Below are 26,043 nucleotides of genomic sequence, written 5' to 3' on the forward strand. Positions count from 1 at the left end.
AATATGGTATAATAAGAGAAAGACCTCCGCAGCCTTTATGACTGCGGAGAAATTCTCGGAGGTATTACAATGAAGCTTATATCATGGAACGTAAACGGATTTCGTGCTTGTCTGCAAAAGGGCTTTGAAGACTTCTTCAAGGCGGCAGATGCTGATATATTCTGCCTGCAGGAGACAAAAATGCAGCCGGATCAGGCTGATTTCAGACCCGAAGGATACAATATTTATTTTCACAGCGCAGTAAAGAAGGGCTACTCGGGAACGGCTGTTTTCAGCAAGAAAGAGCCTGTTTCGGTGACCTACGGTATAAACGGGACACATATGGACGAGGGCAGGGTGATAACCTGCGAATATGAGGACTTTTACTTTGTTTGCTGCTATGTTCCCAATGCGCAGGACGGTCTGAAGCGCATAGACTACCGCATGGAGTTTGAGGACGATATGAGGGCGTATCTCTCGGAGCTGGACAAGAAAAAGCCCGTTGTGTACTGTGGTGACCTGAATGTGGCACATGAGGAGATAGACCTGAAAAATCCTAAGACTAACCGCGGAAATGCAGGCTTCTCGGACGAGGAGAGAGGCAAGTTTACGGAGCTTCTCGGAGCTGGCTTTGCGGACACCTTCCGCAGGCTCTATCCCGACACGGTGACGTACTCATGGTGGTCGTACCGTTTCAAGGCCCGCGAAAAGAACGCAGGCTGGCGTATAGACTACTTCGTGGTATCCGAGCGTTTTATGGAGCGCGTAAAGAATTCCGAGATACTTACAGATGTGATGGGCAGCGATCACTGCCCCGTAATGCTGACAATAGAGTAATGTCTCTTTCTCTTGTTATATTCTGAGGAAGGAGCAATATAATGAAAAAAAGAGCGGCAACAGCACTTTTTCTTGCAGTATCCCTTGCTTTTACGGGCTGTTCGGTCAAAGATAAAAAGAATTCGGAAAATAAAGCAGTGCAGGTGTCGGAGCTTGCCTATGAGGAAAGTCCTGACAGCGGAAAGTTCGCTGCGCAGGAAACAGAGCTGCCCGGGGATATGTCATATGCAGAAGGAATACTGCGTCTCAGCGGCGATAAGCTCCTTATCTACGGCAGAGACGCCAAGGACGGGATAATAGCTTACAAGACGGACGAAAAGCTTGAATACTTTGAAAGCATAGTCTTTGATGACGTAGATCTGCAAGGCAGCGAGTTGATTTTTACAGAGGCAGAGGACGGGAATATATACATAGCTGGAAGCAAGGAAGACTCCGCAATATTGTACAAATTAAGCAGTGACGGAAAGCTGCTCTCTGAAAGCGAGATAGCAGTTGAAGCTGATGAGCGTATATGCTCGGCGGTATACACGGGCAGCGGCCTGCTGCTGTGTATGCCTTCAAAACTTATGACGGCAGACGATAACGGAAATATAACAGGTGATATTCCTGCGCCCGTTGACAGCTTTTTCACTGATGCAGCTGTTGACAGCGGAGGCAGGATAATGGTACAGCTCAGCAGCAAGAATAATTCCGAGCTGAGGGAGATAGACACCGTGTCGCGGGAATTCAAGGGGGAGAGGTATATCCTCAGCAGCGGAGTCGGCGGAAAGATGTTCTGCGGCAGCGGAGAATACAGTCTTTATATCGGAGGAGTCTACGGCATTACGGAGGAGAAATGCTGCAAGGTAGTTGATATGCTGCCTGCTGGATTCAACGTTGGAGAGCTGCGCGGACTGACGGCTCTCAGCAGCGGAGACTTCTTCGGAATCACTGGAAAGAATGAAAGCAAGATAGTTCGAATCACCCGTGATCCTATGAGTGGAGACACGAGAAGAACAGAGATAACCGCGGCCTTTGTAGGCAATGACGAGGTGAGCGGAATGGCTCTGGAGTTCAATAAAAAAAGCAGAAAATACACTGTAAAGACAGTGGATTATCTGCTCGGTTCGGAGGGCGGCAGCCCGAGAGAAGAGTACGACAATGCTCTGAGAAATCTGTTTCTTGACGTATCTTCGGGCAAATCTCCTGATATAGTTGTAATGTATGACGATGATGCGTTCAATGAGCTTGCGGCAAAGGGAATGTTTGAGGATCTCTATGAATTCATGGATAATGATGATGAAGTTTCACGTGAAACATTTCTCAGCAACGTTCTGAAGGCCATGGAGACCGACGGAAAGCTCTATGGAATATCGAATATCTTTGGAGCAAGATCAATGGCAATAAAGTCCGAATTTGCTCCCGACGGAGACTGGGATATTGATACTCTGGAGAGCATACTCGATGCAAACAGCGGTATGGACCTTTTCGTTTCCGCAAACAACAGGGAAGCTGTTTTCAGTTCGCTGCTGAACGAGCAGTCCTTCGTGGATCACAAAGATCACACCTGTGATTTTACTTCGGACAGATTTATAAGGCTTCTTGAGTTCTGCGGCCGTTTCCCCTCATCTGAGGAATACTACTCGGGCATGGAGGACGATGTCAGCGGAAATGCTCTGATGAAGGAGTCTTATATATCGGATTTCCGCGAGTTCAGGGGTGATGAGAATGCTCTTGGCACAACGGAAATAAAGCTCATAGGCTACCCCGGCACAGAGGGAGTGCTTACTACGGGAGCTCATTACGCGATACTCAGGGACTCAAAAAACAAGGAGGGCGCATGGGCTTTTCTGCGGACATACTTCCTTCCCGAGAACCAGAGCCGCATTTACCGCGGAGCTCTTCCCGTGACGGAAAAGGCCTACAGATCTGTGACTGAGGCTTCTATGGAGGCTCCGTACTTTATTGACGATGACGGAGAAAAAATGACTTACAATGAGGAATCTCCCACCTTAAGCCGTGATGAATACGATTATCTTGACGGCTATATCCGAAGCCTTACAAGCTGCGCAGGAAGCAGCAATTCCACTGAAATAAAAACCATATGCTTTGAAGAGGCGACAGCTTACTTCATGGGACAGCGGTCTGCCGAAGAAGCGGCGGGTCTCATACAGAACCGTGTGAGCATATACCTTGCAGAAAAGCAGTAACAGCAGAAAAAGCCATAGTATTTCCTGTTATATCAGGATACTATGGCTTTATTTTTATGGTGAGCTCATCACTCTGTGATATTTATTATGACATACTCGCTGACAGTTCCTGTCTTGAAGGGGATAGCCCAGCCTGATATGCCCGAAGTAACGATAAAATCGGAATTGCCGCGCTTTTCGAAGCCGTAGACCTTATCGTTGGCGCCGATGAGCAGCCCCACATATCCCGACGGCCAGAGATGTCCACCGTGGGTATGTCCCGAGAATACAAGGTCTGCGCCTGCGTCGGCTTCGTTCTTGTAGTCGTTGGGCTGATGATCGATAACTATGGTATAGCTGTCCTTGGCTGCACGTTTTGCAAGAATTGACATACTCAGCCGTTCTTTGCTGCTTTTGTCATGTCTGCCAATTATACACAGCTCATCGGTGATCTGCACGGCTTTATCCTCAAGTACGGTAACGCCGTTCTTTTTCAGCTCGCTGCGGAGATCATCGGCAGTGAAGTCGCGGTGTCCCTCAAAATAACCTCTGTCGTGGTTGCCGAATGTGAAATAAGTACCGTATTTCGGGGCGATACTGCCGATAGCTTCACAGGCTCTCACCATATCCGTGCGGCAGGAATCATCGTCCACAAAGTCACCTGCGATTATGAATATATCGGGGGACTCTTTTTTTATCCTTTCCATTTCCGCTGCAAAGGCTTCGCCGTCGAGGGTTATTCCCAGGTGGGAATCTGCAATGGCAGCGACCTTCAGATGCTCTGCTCCGATTGCTTTGTCCGTGTGTAAGGTATACTCCGTCCTTACCACGTTATGGGCGTTGTACCAGCCTATGGCAAGGTATACCGCTGTGAACAGTATGACGGCGACTCCTTCGATATTGCGTCGGCGCTGTTTTTTTGCCGCTTTTCTGACTATGGCTGCGATAATGTCCGCTATCAGCCAGAATATGATAAGATGTATTATCACCACTATCATGGTATAGGAGTTTATCAGAGGAAGGCAGGCAAGTCCCGCAAAGGGAAGGAGACATACAAGCCATGACAGGAGCTTATGCTTTTCGCCCAGCTTTTCTATGAAGCTGAAACGGTGAAAACGTGTGAACAGGTATACAGTTCCGCTGACAGCTATTATAAGAAGGACTGCAAACAGTATCAGCCAGAACATATAACACCTCCGATTATATCGAGTATCACCTCTTTGTCGGCTTTATACGGACAGCTTGCCAGCTTGCGGGGATTATTGAGCACACTTTCCGCAGCTCTCTCAAGCAGCTGTCTGCTTACATTTACGGGGCTCAGTGCAGCGATGAAGCTTCCCAGCTCATCGGTGTTCCCGAAACCTGTAAGTGACAGTATATGCTCTCTGTCGGATTTTTCGGCGCGGCGCAGATAGCCGCTCTGGAAGAGTCCCACAGCTGCACCGTGAGGGATATTTCCTTCATAGGTAAGGGTATAGCTCAGGCCGTGAGGTACAGAGGTGCCCGTTACAGCTATGGCCATTCCGCCGAAGGTCGAGGCGGTGAGAAGCTTTTTTGCGGTATCTGCTGTCAGCTCCTCTTTGCCGCTGAGATATGGCTTGCAGCTGCTCCACAGGGCAAGACCTTCGTTGACTGACATACGGCTGAATGGAGATGTCGCGGAGTTTATATAGCTCTCAATGAGATGTCCGAGAGCATCAACGGCTGTATTTGCTATGACCTTTTTCGGAGCATTCATGAGGTATTTTCCGTCGCAGAGTGCTATATCGGGAAATACCTTATGTACCATTGACATCTTTGTGTGTATGTCATGGCGTGTGAGGACCGATATTCCTGTAACCTCCGAGCCTGTTCCGCAGGTGGTTGGAACGGCGGCAACAGGGATATGCAGGGGAGATGCCGAGCTGTCGAACATCAGCTCCCATGAGCTTTCGGGAGACTTTATCATTACCGCAATGGCTTTTGCTGCATCTATGGGAGAGCCTCCGCCGACGCCGATGACGAAGTCAGCGCCGCAGTTTACGCCAATGTCACGTGCCTTCATAACAGTTTCTGCGGAGGGATTTTCCTCTACTTCGTCGAATAGCGTATATTTAACCTTGTGAGTTTCAAGTGCTGTTATAATATCGTCAAGAGACCCGTTTTTCTTCGATGAGCTGCGTCCCGTTACGATAAGGGGATGAGTGCCCAGAGTGGCAAGCTCAGCGCTGTGAGCGGTCACGCAGTTTTCTTCACTGAATACCTTTACAGGCATATAAAATATCATTGTATCACCTCAATATACAGCCTTTGGCTGTCTGCATCCCGGTCTGTTTTCAGGGAGCTCACGCTATTTGCCGCGGATACGGAGGATTCTTCCGTTTACGGCGGAAAAACAGCTCCCGCAGATATGGAAAGGGATTTATATTATATTATCATACTTTTTCCGGCTGTGTCAATACATGGGGAGAAAAAACGCTTCTTTGTTGCAAATAATCTTCTGTATGATATATCATGTTGAAATGGTAATTTTCCTATGTTATAATAATCATAGTTTTAAAGCAGTTAAAGGGGGAGAGATGCGTTATATGGAAAAGGTCACACTCGGAAAATATACGGTCTCGGCTGCGGATCTTGCAAAGGAAATGGGAGCAGGCTGGAATTACGGAAATACCCTTGAAGCGAATATGGGAGGAACTCCCGCGGAAACTGTCTGGGGCAATCCCGCGGCTTCTCAGGAGATGGTGGACACTGTTGCCGAAGCAGGCTTCAGGACGGTAAGGATACCTGTCTCATTTCTGAGTATGATAGATGACGAATGCGGATATAAGATCAATGAGGAATGGCTGGACAGGATAGCTGAAGTAGTGGATTACTGCTACAAAAGGGGAATGTTTGCTATCATCAATATACACGGCGACGGTTATCATACGATCACGGGAGGCTGGCTGCTCTGCGACAGCTCACGTCAGGAATATATCAAGGAAAAGTACGCTGCCGTCTGGAGGCAGATAGCCGAGCGCTTCAGGGAGCATGACGAGCATCTAATATTTGAGAGCATGAACGAGGTCTTTGACGGTATATACCATACACCTGTTGCGGAGTATTATGAGAATATCAACGACTATAACCAGATATTCGTTGATACGGTCCGCAATACAGGCGGTAACAATACTCACCGCTGGCTCATGGCAGCAGGCTGGAATACGGATATAAACTATACCTGCGGAGGATACGGTTTCCGCTTCCCCAGCGACAGGTTCAATACTGCCGATGAAGGAAGGCTGATACTTTCCGTTCACTGCTATGATCCATGGGATTACTGCGGTGAGGAGGAAAAGACCATATTCCTCTGGGGTGAAAAGGGACAGGAGATAGTCGATCTCGGCAGTGCGGATTCGCAGAATAAGGCAGACTGGGGCGACGAAGCACATATAAGGGCTCAGTTCGCCATGCTGAAGGAAAGGTATGTAGATAAGGGCATACCCGTTGTTATAGGCGAATTCGGATGTATCGACAGAGCTCATACAGAGTCGGAGATACCCGACATCATAACCGAGAACCGTGCTTATTACGACGGTTTTATTGCAGGCACGGCGGCGCTGAACGGCATAGTGCCTGTGTATTGGGACAACGGCTTTAACGGCGCATTCGGTCTTGCACTGTTTGACCGCCGCCTGCTGAAGCAGACTCAGCCCGAGATAATTGACGCAATAATCCTGGGCGTAAAAAACAAGGATCCCATGTCGGGGCGAAGCGTCTTTACACAAAGGATAACGGGATAAAGAAACTCCTGTATAAGCATTGTACTTATACAGGAGCTTTTTTTATTTTATTTCTTTTATATCTACGTTGCTGAAATTGAAATCTTCTGCAAAATCAATATGGATATTCATTATATGGCCGTTTTCATCGGGCTTTCCGTCGGGAAGCACGGGTTCTGCGTCAGCTGTGAAGTCGAATACCGGATCACCGGAAGCGTCTCTTAATACTGAGTGGACTGTGAAGCTGCTGTTGAAGTCGTGGCGTGTTATCTCAACATCCTTAATAATAATATTTTCATTGATGTTAAGGTCATCAAGGTCTGTATCTTTATTATTCAGATAGAAGCTTATGGCATATGCGCCGAGCTTTTCTATATTTCCGCCGTTGATTATGTTGTCTATTTTCCATATGCCGTTTTCTTTCACGCAGTAGTATGTCAGCATAGTACCTATCTTTGAATAAGGGTTATCACAGACAGGAGAGAACAAAGCGTATCTTACTGCCCTGAAGCTGTCTTCCTCACTTTCCGTAACTATCGGCATATCATCGTGGGATCTCCAGTTATCGGGAAGATTGTCAGTACGGACATACAGAGAATCCTTATAAATGATATATGCTTCCTTATGGAAATTATAGCTTGCCATATCGATATCAGAGCCGTTTTCATACTGACTGAAGTCAATGATGAAATTGTCAGATGGCTTTACATTTATTCCCGGATTGTAGTTTATTCCGTCGGATTCATGGGCGCCGTCAACTTCGAGCCTGTTATAGAATTCATCGGTGCATACCTCTCTGATAGCTCTTACATAGTCGTCGGGAGTCTGAAAATCAGGATCGGATACTCTTGCAAAGTGGCAGAGACCTTCTCTGTATGAAGGATCCTTGAAGCTGTAGATATTGAACTCAAGAACATCACTCGGATCGTAATCTATCTTGCCCTCGAGCTTGTTGACGAGCTCTGCGAATCTGTCGGAAAGATCCATAGCGATAGCTTCACGGCTTCCTTCGGGATATGTTTTATCCTGATCTTTTGTTATACCGTTTTCTGTATTTGTTTCTGTTGTATCTGTGCCGGGTATCATGTGTTCGCCGTTTCTCATAAGCATGATACTGCCTGATATGCCGCCTATCATAAGTAATGCAGCAGCTGCAATGCTTGCATAATTCTTCCATATTGAGCGCTTATACCGTTCAACGCCCGTTACTACCGTTTCGTCGCCGAAGCCTTCATTTTCATCAGGCGTGCGGCTTAAATTGTACTTCCTTTCGCTCATAGAAAAGATTCTGTCTTTTTCTTCATCTGTGAGCACGGGAAAGTCTTGAGAGATCTTATCAATTTCCATGTCATCTATCTCCTTAAAAAGATCATTTTTCATCATATCAATCCCTCCTTGCCAATCCCTGCTTCTATGAGGAGTGCCTTAAGCTTCTGTTTTGCTCTGCTGCTTCGTTTCTGCACTGCAGCGGAAGTCATCGAAATGCTTTTGGCAATTTCTTTTGCTGTCCGGTTATAAAAATACTGCTGTATGATAATGGTGGAATCAGGCTCGCCCAGATCCCTTATCTTACCGAGGAGAATACGTGATAATTCTCTTTTTTCCGTATTCTCCTCGAGCCTCTCATCTGAGCGAACCTCTTCCATTATTTCATCGTCTATAGAGACAAACCTGTTATTTGTGGCATTTATCCTGCGAAAAGCATCTATTGCTGTATTACGTGACACCGTACCTATAAAACCTTTCAGATTACCTGAAAAATCGGTGCTCTCATCGAATCTCTTGTATATTTTCAGAAAAATATCACTTACGCAGTCTTCAATATCCTCGCGGCTTCCGCAGTTCCGCAAGACATTGATGACTATAGCATAGACATAGTTGCAGTATTTATCAAAGACGGCGCGGTGACATTTCTGTACCGATTCCGCCATGAGTTCGCGCAGCTCATAGTCTGTCATCGGGAACTCCTCCTTTATTGAATGCATTCAATAATATAATCGTTTTATGGCCACAAAAGCAGACATTATATTCTAACATTTTTAGTGCAAAAAAGCAAGCTGATTTGAAAAACAGAAAAAAATTATTGAAAAACGATAATTTTCTATTGACAAATGATATTTTATGTGATATACTAAAGTCACAGTAGGAAATATATACGTCACGGAGGTGCAGGCATGAAGCTGTCAAAGCCGGTGATATTGCTTTTCTCGGCAATATTTTTGATGTGCGGAGGCTGGAACAGTATAAACTATGATCTGTGGCGCTGAAAAAATATAAAGGAGCTTTAATGATGTGGAATAAGGACAAATCACTCATTCTTTCGCGGATACTTACAATAACAGCAGCGGGAGTCTGCATTTTCATAGCCTTTTTCATTCCCACCATTTCCGAATGGTATAAGTATGAAATGGCTTTTGAAGCAACAAGCATATTTGACAGGAGCACAATGTTCCTGCCCATGTGTATCACTATGTATGTATGCGACGCACTGGCGCTTGCAGCGCTATGGAACCTGCATCTGCTGCTGCGGAATATCAGCAGGGATCAGGTGTTCATACCCAGGAATACCAGCTGTCTCAGGAGAATATCCTGGATATGTATGGCCGCAGGAGCTGTACTTATGATATTCGGACTCTGGAGCTCTATATTTGCATTTATAGGAATGGCTGCGGTAATGTTCGGACTGATAATGCGCGTGCTCAAGAACGTTTTTGAGAAGGCAGTAGAGATAAAGTCGGAAAACGACTTTACTATATAACGGAGGTGCTTTCCATGCCGATAGTAGTAAATCTTGATGTAATGATGGCAAAGCGGAAGATCTCCTCTCAGGAGCTTGCCGAAAGGGTAGGCATCACAACAGCAAATCTTTCCATACTGAAAACAGGAAAGGCAAAGGCGGTGAGGTTTTCCACTCTTGAAAAAATATGCGATGAGCTCGACTGCCAGCCGGGGGATATACTGGAATTCAGGAAGGAGTAAGGGGGAGAGATAATGGGGATCATAAGGATAATAAAAGGAGGTATGGCAGCAGCGGTCATTATCGCAGTGATATTTGCAGGTATAGGAATAATGAGTGCTGTGAGCTATACAAAAGGGGTGCCGAGGATTTATCCGAAGAAAGGCGCGGCAGCTGCGCCGAATTCAATCATAAGCTGCCATGATATAGCTGATATAGAATACTATGAGACAGCAAAGATCTCGGAAGCCTTCTGGACAGACTATGACAAAAGCTGTCTCGACCTCAGCGAGGACGGCAGTTCGCTTAGAATAGGGGACAAAAAAGGCGAACTCAATGTAATAGTCGGAGCCGAGGGAAAAAAGGAAATGTCCTTTGAGCTCATAAAGGTCACAGTGAGATAAAAGGGGGGAGTATAAAAGATCCCCGCAGTATTGCAGCAGATATAATATATACTATACACATATTTATAGTAAGTAAACTAAAGGAGGTAAGATTTTGAAAAATGAGACTGCTGTAAAGCGTGATAAGAAGTTCAGCGAGGAATTTAAAAAGGAGCTCAGGCGTATCGTTCTGGAGCTGCTGCTGCTGTTGAGCCTGTTGTTGATAGTATTTACAGGTATATGTATAAAAGAATACCTTGACAAGCATTTTACGCATTTTAACGCAGAGAGAACAGCCCTTATGGAAGAGATATTCGATATAAGGGTCGATGACAGTGTTAAGCTGATACGGTACGAGGATGACAGTATACTTGCCGCGATATATGAAAAGCTTGAGCTTGAAACAGACAATTATGAGCGGTTCATGTCAGAAAATGTCAATGCAGTGTTGGAGCCTGACGAAAGCTGCAACGACAGGAGCTTCCTATTATATAATTATAAAGATGAGTCAAAGGATCTGAAGGTTGAATCTCAGGCAAATGGAAAATATTTGATAACCCTGACCCACTGGGATTAAAATGGTTTTAAGGAGGAGACTACAATGGATAGAAATAATACTTACGGAGGCTTTCAGGGACCGCCCTGCCCGCCGCCGCCATACCCCCAGCCGTACCCGCAGCCATATATACCTGCGTCTGCGGCAGTTCCCAAGGTAAAGGAAAAGCCCGAGTACAACAAGGCAGAGATAGTTCTTTCGGTGTTTATACTGATAGCAGCCTTCTGTTTTGTCAGATATGTTCTGTTTCATGCAATGGGCTTTATCACCACGGGAGTTTTTGCAGCCATTATCATAATATCTGCGGTATATATGAAGAAAAAGGAATGCAGCTTCTCCGCATTCAATAAGGTACTCATGGTGATACTCTTCATTTTCACCATAGTATTTTCAATAACCTCAAACAATCTCATAAAGGTACTGAACGCCTTATTCCTTTTCGGCGGTATATCATATCTGGTATACTCCGTAGGAGCGGGAAACAGCGGAGTTGAACGCTATCTGCCCTTTGCTCTGACAAAGGCTGTGTTTGAGTATCCATTCTCATGCTTTGACAAGCAGGCTGCCATAACCTCTGATTCCCTTTCAAAATCAAAGGCAGGCTCAAATGCAAAGTATATATTTATCGGACTTCTGCTCACAGTGCCGCTTACAGCTATCGTTGCAGCTCTGCTCATGTCAGCAGATGACGGTGTGGAGCGTATCCTTACAAACCTGGCAGACAGCATATTCAGCATGGAGTTCTGGAACGTACTTATACAGCTATCATTAGCTCTGCCCTGTTCGCTTTATATGTTCGGAATGCTTTACAAGAATACTCACCGCAAGGATATAAAGGTCCTTGATCCCCAGGTCTGCAAGCAGAAGATATTCAATATGCGCTTTGTGAGCAATCTGGTGGTATACACAGCGGTAACTCCTATATGTATACTTTACGTGATGTTCTTTATTTCCCAGGCAAACTACTTCCTGTCGGCATTTTCAAATGATCTTCCCGAGGGCTTTACATATGCAGACTATGCAAGACGCGGATTTTTCGAGCTCTTTGCAGTTGCTCTCATCAATCTCGGCGTTCTTGTCTTCATGAGCCTCCATTCAAAGAAGGCAGGCAAGGAAAAGCCCTTTGCACTGAAGCTTTACAGCATAGTACTCAGCGTTTTCACTATCATACTCATAGCCACTGCCATGAGCAAGATGGTAATGTACATCAACAGATACGGTCTTACAAGGCTGAGAGTCTATACCAGCTGGTTTATGATACTTCTTGCCTTTGTGTTCATAATGATAATCATAAAGCAGTTCCGCTTTGAGATGAAGTTTGCAAGGAATATGGCTGTCATATTCACACTTATGTTTGCAGTTCTCTGCTTCTCGCGTCCCGAGGCTGTCATAGTAAAGTATAATATTGAGATGTACCGTTCGGGACAGCTTGAAGAGCTGGATAAGGATTCCATACTCGAAATGTCCGACGACGGCCTTCTTGAAGCTCTCAGAGAGGACGCAGTCACAAAAGAAGAGGTCAATGAGAACAAGTACAGATCCTACGAGCGTTACAGCTACGGAAGATACAATATCTCATCAATTATGGTGGATATGCTCACAGAATAAAAAAAGGGACGCATACGCGTCCTTTTTCTTATTATTTCTCTTCTTTAATGAACTTGTTCAAGCCTTCGGGCACCTTTGGCTGGTTGAACCAGAACCAACAGGCTTTAGCTACCGATTTTGTAGCTGCCGTTATTGCGAGTGCTGCCAATACGTTACCGTATTTAAATAAATATCCCTGGATCCTCTTCATTTTTCCCTTTCCTTTCATAGATTTATTTATTTTTATTATGCCTTATCCGCAGTTTTTCGGATATCAGCGCTCCCGCTGAGATCAGTGTTCCCGAAGCTGCGAAGAAAGAAATTTCAGGCATAAAGAAATAAAAAGCAATACAGAATATATTCCATGCGACAAGTAAGTAAAGAGATTTTTTTCTCAGTCTTTTTGACGAGTTTTCAGAAAGAGGATGATTCGGATGCTGTACAGGTGCAAATAGAATTATGACTGCAGCTGAAAATATTAATATAAATGGTACGGATAATGCTTTGATACGATCAGGCAGGAACTTCACGGCAGCTGTAAATAAAAGCAGTATGGTAACAAGTATAGCTACACAGCCAATATGTGTTTCGGCGTGATAGCCTCCTGCATTGACCCTGAGAGAGAGGAAAGCTGCGAGACAAAGTGCGGATGAGAGGAATTCACCTGTGATTATGGCAATAAAAATCGCCGCTGCGAAATTGACCGCAGTGGAGATCAGTAGTTCAAATCCATAGGCATATGCATCTATGTCTTCGGAGCTTATAATATTATATTTTGAGAAGAAAACCGCAGTTTTCTTCGATAATTTACTTATCACGGAGACTCCTTTTCGGTTATATGGGGGGTGTTTTTCCGATTACGTCGCAGTAAACAAGGAGTCTCCGCAGGGGACGAATCCCATTTAAGCGGAGTACCTGCGGCCTATACCGCAGACGAAGCCTGTTTACAGACGGAACAGGCACCATATAACATAATAACCTGTTATCTGTTAAAAATCAATAAGTTTGCGTGAAATGTAATTTTTTAGCGTGAAATGCGTGCTTTTGTTCACTTTTTATTAATATAACTGCCTATGGGCGCTATAATTAATATGCTATCATAATATCTGCGGTGAAGATATTGTTCTCCCACTTGAAGGAGAGTATGCCGTCCAGCTTCTTTACGGCCTCGCGGACGCTGTTGACGCCGATACCGTGACCGTAGCCCTTTTTCTGGGTGGTAAGGTGGTCTGCATCTACCTTCTCGGATGAGTTCATAACGCATATCCTCAGCTTGTGATTATTCTGGATTATTGAGATATATACGTATTTTTCGCCTTTTGAGACGCGCTGAGCGCCCTCTATGGCGTTATCCAGCAGATTGGCGATTATACGGCAGAGCAGCAGCTCGTCCGTATCCATTTTATCTGTTACCACTACCTTGCATGAAAAGGGGATCTTCTTTTCGAGAGACTGGTTCCATTTCATGTTAACGATAGCGTCAACTGCGGAAATACCGGTATAGCAAACGCCGCTTGCCTCCGAGACCTTAGAGTAAAGTCTGTCAAGGTGTACGACAGCCTCGGGACCCGACCCCTGTCTGAACATACGCTTTGCGGCAGCCAGCTGGTTACTGATGTCGTGCTTGAGCTGGCGTATCTCGGTGTATTTATCCTCGATGAGCCTGTAATTCTCCTCCTCGGACAAGAGTCTCTGCTCCATGAGCTGGAGCTTTATGGTGTTGGAGTAGGTGTCGAAGAAGTCGAAAACGAATATATTCAGCAGGAATATGCCCGAAACCGAGAGAAGATATACGATAGTTCTTCTCGGCGAGGTCTCGTGAGAGATGAATATACCGTTGAGTATTATAAGGCTGAGCAGCGGCACGAAGATTATGAGCAGCCAGTTCCTGAAGGGCAGCTCTCTCTGCTTGGGCTTGAGGTATTCCGCGATATATATGGCGAACCAGAAGCAGAACAGCTTTGAGCAGGCCATGCCTATATAGCGTCCCATGCCCGAATTCAGCGTGGTCTCGGGAGTGCCGAGGTTCATAAGAGTAATGGCGCCCATGGGGAGTATCTCCGAGGCGAGTATGACGACTATGAACATCAGGCAGTAGAATATGATACTTCGCAGCTTACATTCAAACATGATAAGCGAGGTTATCATCATAGCTGCGAACATTACCAGCAGCTTCAGCCACGGATTGGCGTGGGTAATGGTTATTATCTCTATTATCCCGAAAATGAGAGATGCCGGGATAAGCAGTGTTTTTGCCGAGTACCGGTAATTCTGTTTCATTATCTGATACAGGTAGAAAATAACGATACAGGCTTCGAATATACAATTAATGGTCTCGATGATATTTTCTGAAGTCATGATCAGCTCCATCTGCTTCGGCTGTAATCCATAAAGCATTGTTTGATATTTTTGATGTGGTTTCTGCTTGCGAAGAGCGTATCACCGTTTGTAAGTATGACCTCGTTCTTCCTGATATAGTCTATATTGGCGATATTTACGAGATTACTCTTGTCAAGACGCATGAAGAGCAGATCCGAGAGCTGTTCCTCCATATCCGTGAGAGTCCCCTTGGTCACGTAATTGCCGTTTTTGGCGTGGATCATCAGCTTGTGTGAAAAGACCTCGATGTAGAGAATATCCTCAGTGGGCAGCTTTTCCTCCTTGCTTCCGTCGGAAGCTATGATATATCTTGTATTTCTGTAATATTCACGGATAGCGTCGTCCAGCTGTTTCATGTAGATGGAGTGGGGCTGATTTTTCAGGATATACCTGAAAGCTCTTACCGCGTAGCCCTGGCAGGCGAATTTCTCATATCCCGTAAGGAATATGATTATCACCTTGTCGTCTATTTTTCGCAGGAATTCCGCAGTTTCCAGCCCGTTCAGCCCGGGCATCTCGATATCGAGTATAACAAGGGCGTACTTTCCTTCGGAAAAATCCGCAAGGAGCTCACGCCCTGTCTTGAATTCATCAAAGCTGAATTCATTTTCATATGATTGCAAAGATGAGAGGTCTTCTTTAATTTTAGTTAAAAATTTATTCTCATCATCGCATATAGCGATCTTCACCTTTATTAATCCCCCCGACATATAACTTACAGTTGTTTAAAAATCTGACTAATCGACGCAGAACTGGCAACTGTCTCAAAACATATAACGGACTTATTATACTATAAAAAACACTTTTTGTCAATCATTTCCGGAAAGGTTTTAGCACAAAAATGAATAATAAATGAACAAAAGTGTGCATTTCACGCTCAAAAATTACATTTGGCGCATTTTTATTGCATTTAATGGCCTTTATAGGGTATAATCATAACAGTTATGCAACTGCTTTCATAGCAGGGGATTCTTTATCTTATCATGCGGTTTGGGGAAACCGCGGAAATAAATAATTAATGGGAGAAATAACATGAAATGCAGCATAATCATATCATATTCACACGCTTATGAAAGCGTAGTAAGATTGTATCAGTCACTTGAAAATCAAAGCTTCCCGTCCAGTGAGTACGAGCTCATTTTTATCAACTACGGCGATAAGGACGGATTTCCCGAGTATGTGGCAGAAAGATCCCAGAGGACAAGAGTACGCTGTTTCCTGATACAGAGGGGCAACGTTGCACAGGCCAAGAACCTTGGTCTCAGAAAGGCTGTGGGAGATCTGGCAATATTCCTTAACGGCGACGAGATAGCTCCCAGGGACTTCGTTGCGGGACATTATGAGACCTACGAGAGGTTTGGCTGCAATGTAATGCAGTTCGGACTTACAAAGCAGGTATTCGAGGACAACGATCAGGTATTCTTCGAGAACCGCGAGCTTCTCAGGAACGGTATCCGCTACTGGCTCACAGCACCCGAGCAGTACGGCCTCGAAAAGCATAAGAGCTATTACTACATCAAGGATATTCGCCTTAAAATGATGGAACCTTACCGGTATGACTTCACTAAGGTAAAGTATAAAATGATATTCACTCAGACCTCAAATCTGTCGGTGCCTATGGAATGTGTAAGACGCTTCGGCGGTATTGACGAGAATTACCGCGGACAGGAGATCGAGGACTGGGAGTTCGGCTACCGTATGATGAAAAACGGCGTTCAGATCGTATATAATCCCAATGTGGCCGTATTCCATCTGTACGAAAAGGAAAAATTTGACATAAAGCGTTATACCGAGTGGAAAAACAATCTTGATGTAATGCTCAATAAATATAACGATAATTTCCTCAATGAACTGACAGAATTCGGAAGCTTTTTCGATCCTGTCCGCAGAGAGCGTCTCAGAAAAGCTGAGCCCAGCAAGAATATCTGGCTGGAAATATACAAGCATCTTGAATTGTCGGCAAGAAAGCCTATACAGGTTTACTGACATCCGCAAACGCTGAGCCCTTGACCCCTTCCCTGAATCAAGGGACAGCATAACCAATAAATAAAAGACTGAAGGCGCACAACTTCGGTCTTTTATATTCCTTCCGTTAGCTCCGTTGTCCACGGAGCTTTTTCTTTTTTGGGGCTGCTGCCGTGGATATCACTGAATCATGATAACCGTTACAGAATGTAAAGGCCTCACCGCTGCTGAGTAAAATGAATAAGCCCCGAAGCTTTGATACTTCGGGACTTTTATTATTGATGAATCGTTTTTAAGGGAAATTGATCAAATCGGGACAACGATGAAGCTGTTCAGTATGCAGGGGTAATTATTGGAATACAACGCCCCAACCAGCGCTGACTTTTCGGTACAGACGCATTTTTTCCTTTTTCTTCTGTGCCTTGAGCAGATAAAGTGCTACAAAAGCAACAAGAACTGTAAGAACTGCGCCGACTATTATTCCCGGAACGCCCTTTATCACTATAAGTGCAACTGCCCATATAATAAGAGCTGCAATAATAATGATCGGGAGACAGAAGGAAGTAAAGTTTCTGTTCTTGATCTTGATATAGTGCTGAATGTCCTTCAGACTGAAGCATTCATAATTACGCGCAATGAAATTATCCGGCTGTGCCCATTTGCAGAACGCAGAAAGATTTTCAAATTTTGCGGTATAATCCTGATAATCGTGGAATTTCTCGTTATATCTTGTAACGCGATAATAGACTATGACAGCCTGTCCCTGCTGCTCGGCGTCCATAACGTGGATTATGGTGCCTACATCAGCCTGCCCTTTCATGGGCTTGGTCACAAGGAACTTTCGGTCTATCGCTTCATCAATATTGAGCAAGTAATTCATGGCTATCCCTTTCCTTAAACACGTAATATTAACTGTGTATCTGAGAATATAAAACAGGTCAATAACTTAAATGTTAAAACCGACTATAATCATATAAAAATATTATAGCACAAAAGCAAAGAAAATGCAATACCAAAAATCACATCTTTGCTCTCAGATATAAAACAGGCTGTAAGAAGCCTTTTCCGAACAGGATAATACCCTTCGGAAATTAGGGGAACAGTGATATCAGTCACATATGCCCCCTCGTATTTTACATCTTCTTCTTGAAGTTCAGGTTAGCTTTAGCGACCTTTTTTCTGTCCTTTGCCTGTTTGAGCATATCCTCCTTTGACATTTCGTCTGCTGCCTCTGTTGCTGCTGCAGAAGAATCATCATCGCCGAGGAAGCTGTTGAGGCGCTTCTTGAATGCGCTCTCGCCGTTAGGCTTGGAAGTAAGGGTAACGCTTACGCTCTGAGGCTGCTGATACATTGAGTTCATGCCGCCGCCGTGAACTGAGTGACCTGTATAGCCTTGTCTGTAAGGAGCAGCGTTCATATTCTGCTGGTACATCGAGTTATGTGTTCCGCCGCCGTAAGGAGCAGGCTGCGGGAAGCCCTGCTGAGGATAGCCCTGCTGCTGGGGGTAACCCTGCTGTGGGAAGCCCTGCTGCTGAGGATAACCCTGCTGCGGGAAGCCCTGCTGGGGATAGCCCTGCTGCTGCGGGAAGCCGCCCTGCTGAGGATAGCCCTGCTGCTGGGGGTAACCCTGCTGTGGGAAGCCCTGCTGCTGAGGATAACCTTGCTGCTGCGGGAAGCCCTGCTGAGGATAGCCCTGCTGCTGCTGAGGGTAGATGTTCGGGAAGCCGCTTGCACCCATCTGCTGAGCCTCTTCGGGATGCTCATAGAGTGAGTTGAGAGTCTCGTCCTTGCCCTGTTCAGCATTGAAGGGATTTGAATTATCTACGTCAAAGCCTTCTGCATATTCAGCGGGAGCGCCCAGCTGCTCGGGAACCTCGTCATATCCGCTGAGGAAATCGGGAGCTGCGGGAGCAAGACTTGCTGCTGAAACTACCTCTTCGGGAGAGAGAACTATCTGACAGCTGCTGTTGTCAACGCTTGAGTTGGCCAGCAGTGCAATAGCCTCATCATCGGGTTTGAAATAGCCGTAATCGTCAAGAGAGATAACGATCATCTGTTTTGCGATAACGTGCTTTGCGGTGATAGCAGACATAACTGCGACTTTTTCCGCGGGAACGTCCTCAACGGTGCCCTCATTTATTGAGACAGTTGAAACGCCCGAATAAATATCGCCTGAATCAGCGACGATCAAGCAAAGGCAAGCGTCATAGCTTACGAGCTCAGGTCTTGCCTGCTTAAGGGTTTCTGCGAAATTTTTGGCTGTGTTGTAGAGAGAACCTATTTCCATAACAAACACCACTTTTCTTAATTTATTAAACGCTGCCTATGCGTTTTAGGGATCATATTTTTTTCTGAAGCATGGCTGCTTTTCTATCTGCCGCAGCCTTTTTATTCTCTGTGACTCTTTTATTTATAAGGTCTATCCTGTCTGCAAGGAGATTTTCGCTGTAGATACAGGAGAGAGAAATATCGTCCTCTGTACCGAAGTGCGATCTCTTTGTGAGATTATTCATAATGATCTCCTTGAAGGTCTCGATATTCACAAGCTGGCTTGTGATAATGGTATGATAGTCGAGAAAGTCATGCTCGCTTCCGAATGAGGTATAGAGTCCGTCGGTGGAGCAATACAGAGCTATGAGCTTTCTGTTCGGAGCGTAGAAGCTGCTGAACATACCTGCTGCATTTGAATTGCATACCGAAGCGGTAACATTAGCGGGGGCGGATTCGTTGTATTCCATAGGCATTACAGCCTTGCCGTCCTCGAAAAGTGCAACGAGGCTTCCGTCGCCTATCTGCACGCCGAAGGTATAATTATCTCCGGAAACTGCGGCAACGAGAGTAGAGCCGTAATACGACTCCGGTGGGATAGCCTCAAATTCTTCGGGGGCGAAATTGCTTTTCTCCTCATTGGTAACGGGATTTTCAGCCAGATGCTTTTCGACCTTCATATTCCAGTTTGAGATTATCTGCTTTTCGATATTCTTGATTATAAGCTTATGGTTGGCTGGAAGGTTTTCCTCCAGTGCTTCGCGGTCGTCATAAAACCTGTCGATAGCTTCAATTGTCGCTTCCACGGCAAATTTTGAGCCAAGATGACTTCTGAAGTGCTTTTTACTACCGTGGCCGTCGGCAACTACGGCGATCGCATAATGGTCGCCTATCTTATATGAAGAGCTGTCCTGACAAACCAGATTGGTCTTTTCATGGCTTGCGCCCATGACTGAATGGCTGAAGCCGTTGAACATATTTTTTCAGTCCTCCTTGCGAAATATTAGGGAATTACCAGCCTGTATCGAAGGGGACGTCATCTCCGTCGGTCTGGGTATTTACCAGCTCCTGGATCTGCTGACCGAGAAGCTTCTGCTTAGCTGCGAATACATCTTCCTCACCGAGCTCGTGGGTGGTATCGTCGGAGAGAGTCATACTCTTGCTTCCGATCTGTGAAGAAGTAACAGCGATTATCTTTATCATCTGTGCGAGCTGTCCGCCCGAATAAGCGTGAACGACGGTATCCTTTGAGCCTGTGAACTCTGCAAGGATATTATCGTTAGCCTCCTGGCCGATACCCAGGGCAGCCTTGAGGCCGAACTTGTACCAGCTGTTTGTCTGGAGCTCCTTGAGTCCCTCCTTATAGTCGTCCGAGGGATAACCGTCGGTCATAAGGAAAATAACGGGAGCGAAGGAGAGAGACGGTGAGCTGAGGAAGCTGTTTCTTGACATTCTGTGGTTGAGCTCCTTGAAAGCTGCGCCCATGCTGGTAACGCCGCTTGCGCGGAGTCTTGCCCACTCAAAGTCCTCTATCGGGATAGGTGTGGAGTACATCCATCTTACCTCGGTAGAGAATGTGAGAACTGCTACCTTGACTTCTGTATCTGCCTCGCCTACGCGGCGTATCTCGGGGATAAGCTCTTCCATAACCGTATTGAGCTCGCCCATTTTCTTTCCCTTCATACTTCCCGAGGTATCTATCAGGAAGAATATTACAAGGCTCTTTTTGGAAACGCTTGTGGCGCTGAGGGGATCGTCATCGAAGTCAAGAATGCTATCGTCGGATACCGAAGGTGCAGAAACTGTTTCTGCATTATCAAAATCGTCCAGAGGAGAAACGTTCTGGTTTTCGTTCACTTCCGGTTCTGTAAAATGTTCATTGCTCATAATTTACATACATCCTTTCAGTAGTACTGCTTTTTAGCAGGTTAGATCTGTGCTTTTACTTCGCCGAAATCGATCTCGAGCCCCTGCCATACGGGGAAGCCCTTTCCCGGGGCGATGTCGTAGAATACTCCGTCAGGCATTTTTGCCTTCCATTGTCTGTCTGAACAATTCTTTATACCGAGTACGCCAGGCTTGAGCTTATTCTCTACCAGCTCGCCTGCAACGGCTGTGAAATCGTCTGATTCGGGGATGATCTCGCAGGTATAGAACTTACAGCCAAGGTAAAGAGGTGTTCGGTAATCGCGGTTGCTGAATCCGATGGTTACGAATTCCATACCGCATTTAGGGCACTTGAAGGTCTTTTCGTTCTGATGGATGAACATCGAACTGAAGTTTGTTCTGCCGCAGCCGCACTGTATGATCTCTGATCTGAGGCGTATGAAGAGCTTCTGCCATTCGTTCTCTATGATACGCTTTGTAGGATCCGTGATGCCTGTGGTGAACGAGCGGATGAAGGCGTCCTTGATATAATCGGGGTATATTCTCCAGAACTTGATGATATTGTCGTGGATACCTCTTACGGGACGGTTAGAGTCGTCGTTCGGGTCATATACAAAGACTGCGTTCTGGCCGTAGTGCTTGAGCTCAGAGGATTCTGTGAGGCAAACGTCTCTTACGACCTTTTCGCCTTCCATAGGATCTCCTCTGAAGAGGAGCTTGAAGAGTACCACGGCGAGTGAGTACTTATCTGTCTGTACATTAGGCTGAGCGATGCCTCTTACGATCTCGGGAGCCATATATCCGGGCTTACCGCCGATACCGAAGTTGCTTCCGTCCGGAGCGATGTTATCGCAGTCGCAGACGAGAACGGCACCTGTATTTACGTTGATGAAGAAGCCTCCGTCGTTAAGGTCCTGATAGCTCTTACCAGCACGGTGGAGCTGTCTGAAAGCGTTTACTATATTTATAACGCAGGTGACCATAGCGCTGAGGGTATTGAATTTTACGGGGCGTTTTACTGCACGTCCCGACAGCGGATCTATCTCGAGCTTATAGGTATTGAGGATATCCACGAAGGAATCGAAGCCTTCCGGCTTGAGCTCCATGATATATCCGAAGGTACCGTCCTCTGCTTCCTTTGTGAGGTACTTGGGCCAGAGGAACTTATTGCTCGGGGGACCGTCATTTATGTTGTTCTGGAGGTTCTTGCGGAAAGCGGATGGCTTTGCCATCTTGTTTATGTCGTACCATTTCAGTGCCCATTTCTGGCCGTTGAAGCGTACCAGGTAAACTATACCCTGACCGCCGCTGCCGATGACGCTGAGGACTTTGGCTTTGCCGCCGAATTCCATCTCGACCTCCTGACCTATTTCAAGCTCTATCATATGATCTCATCCTTTCCTTTGTTAGTCAAGCTCATATTCTTCAGCCGAGGTCACGAGGATGAACCTTATTCCAGTGGCTAAACAGTATTTATGAACGTATGAATTTTCAATGCAGTAGATAGTAAGATTGGGACAGTAGGAGAAAGCGTTGGCGTCGATGAACTTGATGCTTTCGGGAAGGTAGAGCTTCCTGAGCTTTTCACAGCCCGAGAAGGCTTCTGCACCTATACTGCTGACGCTTGGCGGTATCTCTATTACCTCCAGGCTGGTGCAGAATGAAAATGTACTGTCTTCTATTTCGAGAACTCCGTCGGGGATCTTTACCACGACGAGGTTTGCACACTGGCTGAATGCGCCCTGCTTGATTATCTTGAGACCTTCGGGAAGCTCAAGACCTCTCAGGCGCTTGCACGAGGAGAAAGCGTATTCTCCGATCGCGAGCAGGGTAGACGGAAGCTTGATGGTTCTGAGTGAGCCGAATTTATCGAAGCAGAATGCCTCGAGCTTTGTATATCCGTCGGGAATGGTGATATTTCCGCTGAGCCTGTATCTGAAGGCGTTACGCGGAGTAAATACTGATTCGTTGATATCGACGGGTCTTTTTCTTGTTTCTTCGGCCTTCTTTTCACTGCCGTCCTCATTTTCGGGAAGTACCTTGAGATGTGATTCATAGGGCCAGCCCAAGAGGTAGGTATAGCAGGCTACTACGAATTCGGAAGCATTTTCCGCAAGGAAAAGGTCTCCAAGCATAAAGCTTTTGGCTTTCATGACAGCTATCTCGCGGTTCTTGTCCTCGAGAAGGATCTTGAGGACACCCATTCTGTACATATTTATAAGTAAACGGCGTTCCTTGTCGTAATCAGGGATATGATCGCTCAGAAGTCCGATGAATCTGTCCTTATTCATAACGGCACGGGCACCGTAATTAACGACTATGGAGCGAAGCTCTTTCTGGAATTCCATTGTATTCTCAAAGCCTTCTATATTCTGCGGGACGGGTGCACCGCATTCGGGGCAGGCAGTAAGCTTCGGGTCAAGTGGCGCGTTGCATTTCTCGCATTGCATGATCTCTCCTCCTGACGTAATAATATAGCAGCGCAATAATGACATATGCGTTATTTATATTGTTATCACGAATAGTATAACACTTTTCAATATCAATGTCAAGCGAAATGAGGGGACAAACCAAAATTTGAATTATCTTTTACAAAAATACCCCCGCTTGTTTGTGCAATATTGAAAAACCTTTTACAGTGCGTAATATCGGGACAAAATATTATTTGCCGCAAGGGGCTTTTTCATAACCGTAAATATATTGTCAAAAACAACTTTAGGTATAAAATTGATTAAATTGCATATAAAAATTTTGATTTTTTTGTACAGTAAGTGAATGATGTATTTACAAAATAGTGTTGAAATTCGTAAAGAAATGTGATAGAATTAAGTATGGATATCAATATATAGCCTGACAGGGGTGTTGCCGCAAGCTAAGATGTCCAGCAGCATTATTCAGGGAAAAGGAATCACAGCAGATATCCAGCGGCAGTTCGGGCTAAATTGATTAAAGGAGGTTCAGTATCAATGAACAAAGAAAAAAGAAAGGGCTTTTTCAAAGCGGTCACGGCTTGTACGCTGACGGCGGCTATGCTGTTATCGGGCGGATGCGGCAAGCAAAAGGAAGAAAAATCCAAGATAGCAGTTATCACAAAGCAGAAACTCAGCTTCTGGTCTGATGTTCAGATGGGCGCTGAGGACGCCTGCAACGAGCTCGGATTTGAGCTGCTCTACTCGGTAGCTGACGGAGATAACGACTATGTATCGCAGGAAGCAGCGATACAGCACGCTATAAAAGAACACGCGGCTGCTATTGTTATTGCCCCCAACGGAAAAACAGAGCTCAACAGTGCATTTGAGCAGGCAGAAAAAAACGGCATCAAGATCATAAACATAAACTCAAGAGCTGATTACCCGGGTGTTATCAGCCTTATCCGTTCATCAGATACTGAGGGCGGTTCGGTTGCAGCAAGACACGCGGTCGAAATTCTTAAGAAAAATGACGAAAACCTCACAAAGCTGAAGAATATTGCTATTATTGGTCATACAGCTTCAACAGCCGAGGATCGTATATCGGGATTTGTGGATTCATTCACAAATCTGGCTTCAAGCGCTATCGCTCCCGACGTTATGGTTGAGAATGATCAGAATCCCGAAAAGCTCGCTGCTGCAAAGCAGGAGAAGATAGAGGCCTACAAGAAGGGCATCATCAAGGGTACTCCCTGCGCTAAGCGTGACGCTGCCGAGGAAGAGGCAATGAAGATCCTTACAAATTCGGCAAACGAGATCTCGGTAATATTCGGAACAAACACCAATACCACCCTTGGTATATGCGATGCTATCAGTGAGCTTGGCCTCGAGGATGATATAGTGGTAATAGGCTTCAACTCCGACGAAGAGGAGCTTGGCTACATAAGAACAGGCGTACTTGACGGTACCGTTGTTCAGAACCCCTACATGATGGGTTACGTTGGCGTAAGATACGCAAAAAGATCTCTTCAGGGCGATAATGTTCCGAGTATCCTCGATACAGGTACGGTCTATGTTGACCAGACTAACCTTAATACCGACTTTATACAGCTCCTTATCTACCCCAGAGGAAAGAACGATGAAGACGGAAATACGGAGGTGGGTAAATAATGGCAAAGAATAAAAAATCCAAGGGCTCCGGTGCATATATCTTTGCAGGTATCCTGCTCGCAATAGTATATGTTATCAATACCTTCCTCGTTGAGAGTATTTATTGGGGCAATCAGACTGTTTCAAGACAGACATCTATGGCTATGAACTCACTCAACAGAATGAACGGTGAGCTTACAGCTATCAATACAGACTGTATCGGTATTGCCGCAGGTCTTAAAGATGCCAAGGATATGCCCTATATCATGATGGATACAGAGCGCAGATACGGAAACATCATTGCGGCTCAGCATCAGTTCGAAGCTATCGGCGGTCTTTCCGACGAGGTTATGAACCGTTACAACTATACAAAGTCTATCATCACAGCTTATAAGAGTCAGCTTGATTCACTCGGTACAAAGAATGTTGAAAGCGGAGACTACAGTCAGATGGGCATGATCATGAAGCAGGATATCTATCCTCTTCAGGTAACAGCTTCCGAGATGTGTACAGCTACTATTGATACCGTTACAAAGGATACCCAGAGAATCATGGCTGCGAATACCAAGAAGGCATTCGCCCTCATGACAGCTATGATGGTCGTTGCTATCCTCGGTGAGATTGCTATCTGGCTCTTTGCAAGAAGAGCAAAGAAGGCAAGACTCGAGCTCGAGGAGCGAGAGAAGAACCTCGCAGAGGTAGACGCAAAGCTCAAGGCTACACGTCAGAAGGCTACAGACCTTGCCGTTACAAACGTGCTTACAGGTATGAAGAACCGTTACGCTCTCGACGGAGATATAAGCGACAGACTGGAAACAGGCAGATTCAATATCGCTGTTTTCGATATGGATAACTTCAGAAGCATCAACGATACATACGGCTATGATTTCGGTGACGAGTATCTTGCAGCCGTAGCAGAGAAGCTCAAGGAAGAATTCAGCGACGTTGCCGAGATCTACAATATCACAGGTAACGAGTTCTGCTTCGTCTTCAATTCAAATGTTTCCGAGAGCCAGGCAATGGGTATCGCTCAGAATATCCAGCGTGTAATGAGTAGTCCTTACGAGGTGCTGAACCTTGCTGTACAGCTTCCTTGCTCAGGCGCTGTTTACCATTACCTCCCCGGCGACTGTCTCAACGTAAACTCACTGCTTGTTAAACTCGATACAGCTCTGAGAAGCGTTAAGATGAACGGCGGTAACATGATCAATACAGTAATGAATATGTAAGCTTTAAGCGGAACGGCTGCCCGAAAAGGCAGCCGTTTTTTTGCACC

25 protein-coding genes are annotated in these 26,043 nt (G+C 45.6%); 11 read left to right on the top strand and 14 right to left on the bottom strand.

The annotated features are described in order from the left end of the window. The first annotated feature begins 69 nt into the window (after window positions 1-69). Together RF007C_RS12910 and RF007C_RS12915 are read left to right on the top strand one after the other, a co-directional pair. Complete coding sequence (locus RF007C_RS12910; RefSeq protein WP_037300359.1) at window positions 70-816, top strand: exodeoxyribonuclease III; 747 nt, start codon at window positions 70-72, stop codon at window positions 814-816. Window positions 817-857: 41 nt separating this feature from the next. Then, window positions 858-3,005 (top strand): ABC transporter substrate-binding protein, encoded by a 2,148-nt coding sequence (locus tag RF007C_RS12915; RefSeq protein WP_037300360.1) that lies wholly within the window; start codon window positions 858-860, stop codon window positions 3,003-3,005. 68 nt (window positions 3,006-3,073) lie between these two features. Here the strand turns inward: RF007C_RS12915 and RF007C_RS12920 are convergent, their stop codons facing one another. Both RF007C_RS12920 and RF007C_RS12925 read right to left on the bottom strand, forming a co-directional pair. After that, window positions 3,074-4,171, bottom strand: coding sequence for a metallophosphoesterase (locus tag RF007C_RS12920; protein WP_037300362.1), 1,098 nt, complete (start codon window positions 4,169-4,171; stop codon window positions 3,074-3,076). Then, window positions 4,159-5,250: an iron-containing alcohol dehydrogenase family protein gene (locus RF007C_RS12925; protein WP_037300366.1), complete on the bottom strand. Its 1,092-nt coding sequence runs from the start codon at window positions 5,248-5,250 to the stop codon at window positions 4,159-4,161. The genes RF007C_RS12920 and RF007C_RS12925 overlap by 13 nt, the downstream gene beginning before the upstream one ends. Before the next feature lie 301 nt (window positions 5,251-5,551). On the opposite strand from RF007C_RS12925, the gene RF007C_RS12935 reads away from it, so the two are divergent. Further along, a complete protein-coding gene (locus RF007C_RS12935) occupies window positions 5,552-6,748 on the top strand; it encodes a glycoside hydrolase family 5 protein (protein WP_173908413.1) in 1,197 nt (398 codons plus the stop codon). Window positions 6,749-6,790: 42 nt separating this feature from the next. On the opposite strand, the gene RF007C_RS12940 is transcribed toward RF007C_RS12935, so the two are convergent. Together RF007C_RS12940 and RF007C_RS12945 are read right to left on the bottom strand one after the other, a co-directional pair. After that, complete coding sequence (locus RF007C_RS12940; protein ID WP_037300372.1) at window positions 6,791-8,110, bottom strand: hypothetical protein; 1,320 nt, start codon at window positions 8,108-8,110, stop codon at window positions 6,791-6,793. Next, the gene (locus RF007C_RS12945) at window positions 8,107-8,685 is read right to left on the bottom strand and encodes an RNA polymerase sigma factor (protein WP_037300374.1); all 579 of its coding nucleotides are present in this window, start codon (window positions 8,683-8,685) and stop codon (window positions 8,107-8,109) included. Before RF007C_RS12945 ends, RF007C_RS12940 begins: the two co-directional genes overlap by 4 nt. Before the next feature lie 329 nt (window positions 8,686-9,014). On the opposite strand from RF007C_RS12945, the gene RF007C_RS12950 reads away from it, so the two are divergent. From RF007C_RS12950 to RF007C_RS12970, 5 genes are all read left to right on the top strand, one after another. Then, the gene (locus RF007C_RS12950) at window positions 9,015-9,485 is read left to right on the top strand and encodes a DUF2975 domain-containing protein (protein WP_242823087.1); all 471 of its coding nucleotides are present in this window, start codon (window positions 9,015-9,017) and stop codon (window positions 9,483-9,485) included. 14 nt (window positions 9,486-9,499) lie between these two features. Then, window positions 9,500-9,706: a helix-turn-helix domain-containing protein gene (locus RF007C_RS12955; RefSeq protein WP_019679728.1), complete on the top strand. Its 207-nt coding sequence runs from the start codon at window positions 9,500-9,502 to the stop codon at window positions 9,704-9,706. 12 nt (window positions 9,707-9,718) lie between these two features. Further along, window positions 9,719-10,087, top strand: a complete 369-nt coding sequence (locus tag RF007C_RS12960) for a hypothetical protein (RefSeq protein ID WP_037300376.1) — start codon at window positions 9,719-9,721, stop codon at window positions 10,085-10,087. 94 nt (window positions 10,088-10,181) lie between these two features. Continuing rightward, window positions 10,182-10,643, top strand: a complete 462-nt coding sequence (locus tag RF007C_RS12965) for a hypothetical protein (protein ID WP_037300377.1) — start codon at window positions 10,182-10,184, stop codon at window positions 10,641-10,643. Between the two features lie 24 nt (window positions 10,644-10,667). Continuing rightward, on the top strand, window positions 10,668-12,230 hold the full coding sequence (locus RF007C_RS12970; protein WP_037300379.1) for a DUF4153 domain-containing protein: 1,563 nt from the start codon (window positions 10,668-10,670) through the stop codon (window positions 12,228-12,230). 31 nt (window positions 12,231-12,261) lie between these two features. Here the strand turns inward: RF007C_RS12970 and RF007C_RS17030 are convergent, their stop codons facing one another. The 4 genes from RF007C_RS17030 to RF007C_RS12985 form a co-directional block, all read right to left on the bottom strand. Continuing rightward, entirely contained in the window at window positions 12,262-12,420 is a 159-nt protein-coding gene (locus tag RF007C_RS17030) for a cyclic lactone autoinducer peptide (protein ID WP_161634892.1), read from the bottom strand. 22 nt (window positions 12,421-12,442) lie between these two features. After that, complete coding sequence (locus tag RF007C_RS12975; RefSeq protein ID WP_037300381.1) at window positions 12,443-13,027, bottom strand: accessory gene regulator ArgB-like protein; 585 nt, start codon at window positions 13,025-13,027, stop codon at window positions 12,443-12,445. Window positions 13,028-13,295: 268 nt separating this feature from the next. Beyond that, window positions 13,296-14,567 carry a sensor histidine kinase gene (locus RF007C_RS12980; protein ID WP_037300383.1) on the bottom strand — a complete coding sequence of 424 codons (1,272 nt, stop codon included), beginning with the start codon at window positions 14,565-14,567 and terminating at the stop codon, window positions 13,296-13,298. Between the two features lie 2 nt (window positions 14,568-14,569). Then, a complete protein-coding gene (locus RF007C_RS12985; RefSeq protein ID WP_019679720.1) occupies window positions 14,570-15,277 on the bottom strand; it encodes a LytR/AlgR family response regulator transcription factor in 708 nt (235 codons plus the stop codon). A 343-nt stretch (window positions 15,278-15,620) separates the two neighbouring features. On the opposite strand from RF007C_RS12985, the gene RF007C_RS12990 reads away from it, so the two are divergent. Next, window positions 15,621-16,574: a glycosyltransferase family 2 protein gene (locus tag RF007C_RS12990; protein ID WP_037300385.1), complete on the top strand. Its 954-nt coding sequence runs from the start codon at window positions 15,621-15,623 to the stop codon at window positions 16,572-16,574. A 328-nt stretch (window positions 16,575-16,902) separates the two neighbouring features. Here RF007C_RS12990 and RF007C_RS12995 read toward each other — a convergent pair whose 3' ends face one another. From RF007C_RS12995 to RF007C_RS13020, 6 genes are all read right to left on the bottom strand, one after another. After that, complete coding sequence (locus RF007C_RS12995; protein ID WP_019679718.1) at window positions 16,903-17,433, bottom strand: hypothetical protein; 531 nt, start codon at window positions 17,431-17,433, stop codon at window positions 16,903-16,905. A 253-nt stretch (window positions 17,434-17,686) separates the two neighbouring features. Next, window positions 17,687-18,841, bottom strand: coding sequence for a hypothetical protein (locus RF007C_RS17785; RefSeq protein WP_051456665.1), 1,155 nt, complete (start codon window positions 18,839-18,841; stop codon window positions 17,687-17,689). Between the two features lie 52 nt (window positions 18,842-18,893). Next, window positions 18,894-19,799 carry a PP2C family serine/threonine-protein phosphatase gene (locus RF007C_RS13005; RefSeq protein ID WP_037300387.1) on the bottom strand — a complete coding sequence of 302 codons (906 nt, stop codon included), beginning with the start codon at window positions 19,797-19,799 and terminating at the stop codon, window positions 18,894-18,896. 34 nt (window positions 19,800-19,833) lie between these two features. Further along, window positions 19,834-20,709: a vWA domain-containing protein gene (locus RF007C_RS13010; protein WP_019679716.1), complete on the bottom strand. Its 876-nt coding sequence runs from the start codon at window positions 20,707-20,709 to the stop codon at window positions 19,834-19,836. Between the two features lie 41 nt (window positions 20,710-20,750). Next, on the bottom strand, window positions 20,751-22,094 hold the full coding sequence (locus RF007C_RS13015) for a serine/threonine protein kinase (protein WP_019679715.1): 1,344 nt from the start codon (window positions 22,092-22,094) through the stop codon (window positions 20,751-20,753). A 21-nt stretch (window positions 22,095-22,115) separates the two neighbouring features. Next, the gene (locus RF007C_RS13020) at window positions 22,116-23,159 is read right to left on the bottom strand and encodes a leucine-rich repeat domain-containing protein (protein ID WP_037300389.1); all 1,044 of its coding nucleotides are present in this window, start codon (window positions 23,157-23,159) and stop codon (window positions 22,116-22,118) included. A 516-nt stretch (window positions 23,160-23,675) separates the two neighbouring features. On the opposite strand from RF007C_RS13020, the gene RF007C_RS13025 reads away from it, so the two are divergent. Then, window positions 23,676-24,788 (top strand): substrate-binding domain-containing protein, encoded by a 1,113-nt coding sequence (locus RF007C_RS13025; RefSeq protein ID WP_037300391.1) that lies wholly within the window; start codon window positions 23,676-23,678, stop codon window positions 24,786-24,788. After that, the gene (locus RF007C_RS13030) at window positions 24,788-25,996 is read left to right on the top strand and encodes a GGDEF domain-containing protein (protein WP_019679712.1); all 1,209 of its coding nucleotides are present in this window, start codon (window positions 24,788-24,790) and stop codon (window positions 25,994-25,996) included. Before RF007C_RS13025 ends, RF007C_RS13030 begins: the two co-directional genes overlap by 1 nt. The last annotated feature ends 47 nt before the right edge of the window (window positions 25,997-26,043 follow it).

The organism is Ruminococcus flavefaciens 007c, assembly GCF_000571935.1.
Taxonomy (GTDB): Bacteria; Bacillota; Clostridia; order Oscillospirales; family Ruminococcaceae; genus Ruminococcus; species Ruminococcus flavefaciens_F.

Bases quoted from the DNA above. Each gene is read 5' to 3' on its own strand.
- RF007C_RS12955 (WP_019679728.1), top strand. From the start codon at position 9,500: ATGCCGATAGTAGTAAATCTTGATGTAATGATGGCAAAGCGGAAGATC.
- RF007C_RS13025 (WP_037300391.1), top strand. From the start codon at position 23,676: ATGAACAAAGAAAAAAGAAAGGGCTTTTTCAAAGCGGTCACGGCTTGT.
- RF007C_RS12920 (WP_037300362.1), bottom strand. From the start codon at position 4,171: ATGTTCTGGCTGATACTGTTTGCAGTCCTTCTTATAATAGCTGTCAGC.
- RF007C_RS12945 (WP_037300374.1), bottom strand. From the start codon at position 8,685: ATGACAGACTATGAGCTGCGCGAACTCATGGCGGAATCGGTACAGAAA.
- RF007C_RS17785 (WP_051456665.1), bottom strand. From the start codon at position 18,841: ATGGAAATAGGTTCTCTCTACAACACAGCCAAAAATTTCGCAGAAACC.
- RF007C_RS12925 (WP_037300366.1), bottom strand. From the start codon at position 5,250: ATGATATTTTATATGCCTGTAAAGGTATTCAGTGAAGAAAACTGCGTG.
- RF007C_RS17030 (WP_161634892.1), bottom strand. From the start codon at position 12,420: ATGAAGAGGATCCAGGGATATTTATTTAAATACGGTAACGTATTGGCA.
- RF007C_RS13010 (WP_019679716.1), bottom strand. From the start codon at position 20,709: ATGAGCAATGAACATTTTACAGAACCGGAAGTGAACGAAAACCAGAAC.
- RF007C_RS13020 (WP_037300389.1), bottom strand. From the start codon at position 23,159: ATGCAATGCGAGAAATGCAACGCGCCACTTGACCCGAAGCTTACTGCC.
- RF007C_RS13015 (WP_019679715.1), bottom strand. From the start codon at position 22,094: ATGATAGAGCTTGAAATAGGTCAGGAGGTCGAGATGGAATTCGGCGGC.
- RF007C_RS12910 (WP_037300359.1), top strand. From the start codon at position 70: ATGAAGCTTATATCATGGAACGTAAACGGATTTCGTGCTTGTCTGCAA.
- RF007C_RS13030 (WP_019679712.1), top strand. From the start codon at position 24,788: ATGGCAAAGAATAAAAAATCCAAGGGCTCCGGTGCATATATCTTTGCA.
- RF007C_RS12980 (WP_037300383.1), bottom strand. From the start codon at position 14,567: ATGACTTCAGAAAATATCATCGAGACCATTAATTGTATATTCGAAGCC.
- RF007C_RS13005 (WP_037300387.1), bottom strand. From the start codon at position 19,799: ATGTTCAACGGCTTCAGCCATTCAGTCATGGGCGCAAGCCATGAAAAG.
- RF007C_RS12970 (WP_037300379.1), top strand. From the start codon at position 10,668: ATGGATAGAAATAATACTTACGGAGGCTTTCAGGGACCGCCCTGCCCG.
- RF007C_RS12935 (WP_173908413.1), top strand. From the start codon at position 5,552: ATGGAAAAGGTCACACTCGGAAAATATACGGTCTCGGCTGCGGATCTT.
- RF007C_RS12915 (WP_037300360.1), top strand. From the start codon at position 858: ATGAAAAAAAGAGCGGCAACAGCACTTTTTCTTGCAGTATCCCTTGCT.
- RF007C_RS12990 (WP_037300385.1), top strand. From the start codon at position 15,621: ATGAAATGCAGCATAATCATATCATATTCACACGCTTATGAAAGCGTA.
- RF007C_RS12995 (WP_019679718.1), bottom strand. From the start codon at position 17,433: ATGAATTACTTGCTCAATATTGATGAAGCGATAGACCGAAAGTTCCTT.
- RF007C_RS12940 (WP_037300372.1), bottom strand. From the start codon at position 8,110: ATGATGAAAAATGATCTTTTTAAGGAGATAGATGACATGGAAATTGAT.
- RF007C_RS12950 (WP_242823087.1), top strand. From the start codon at position 9,015: ATGATGTGGAATAAGGACAAATCACTCATTCTTTCGCGGATACTTACA.
- RF007C_RS12960 (WP_037300376.1), top strand. From the start codon at position 9,719: ATGGGGATCATAAGGATAATAAAAGGAGGTATGGCAGCAGCGGTCATT.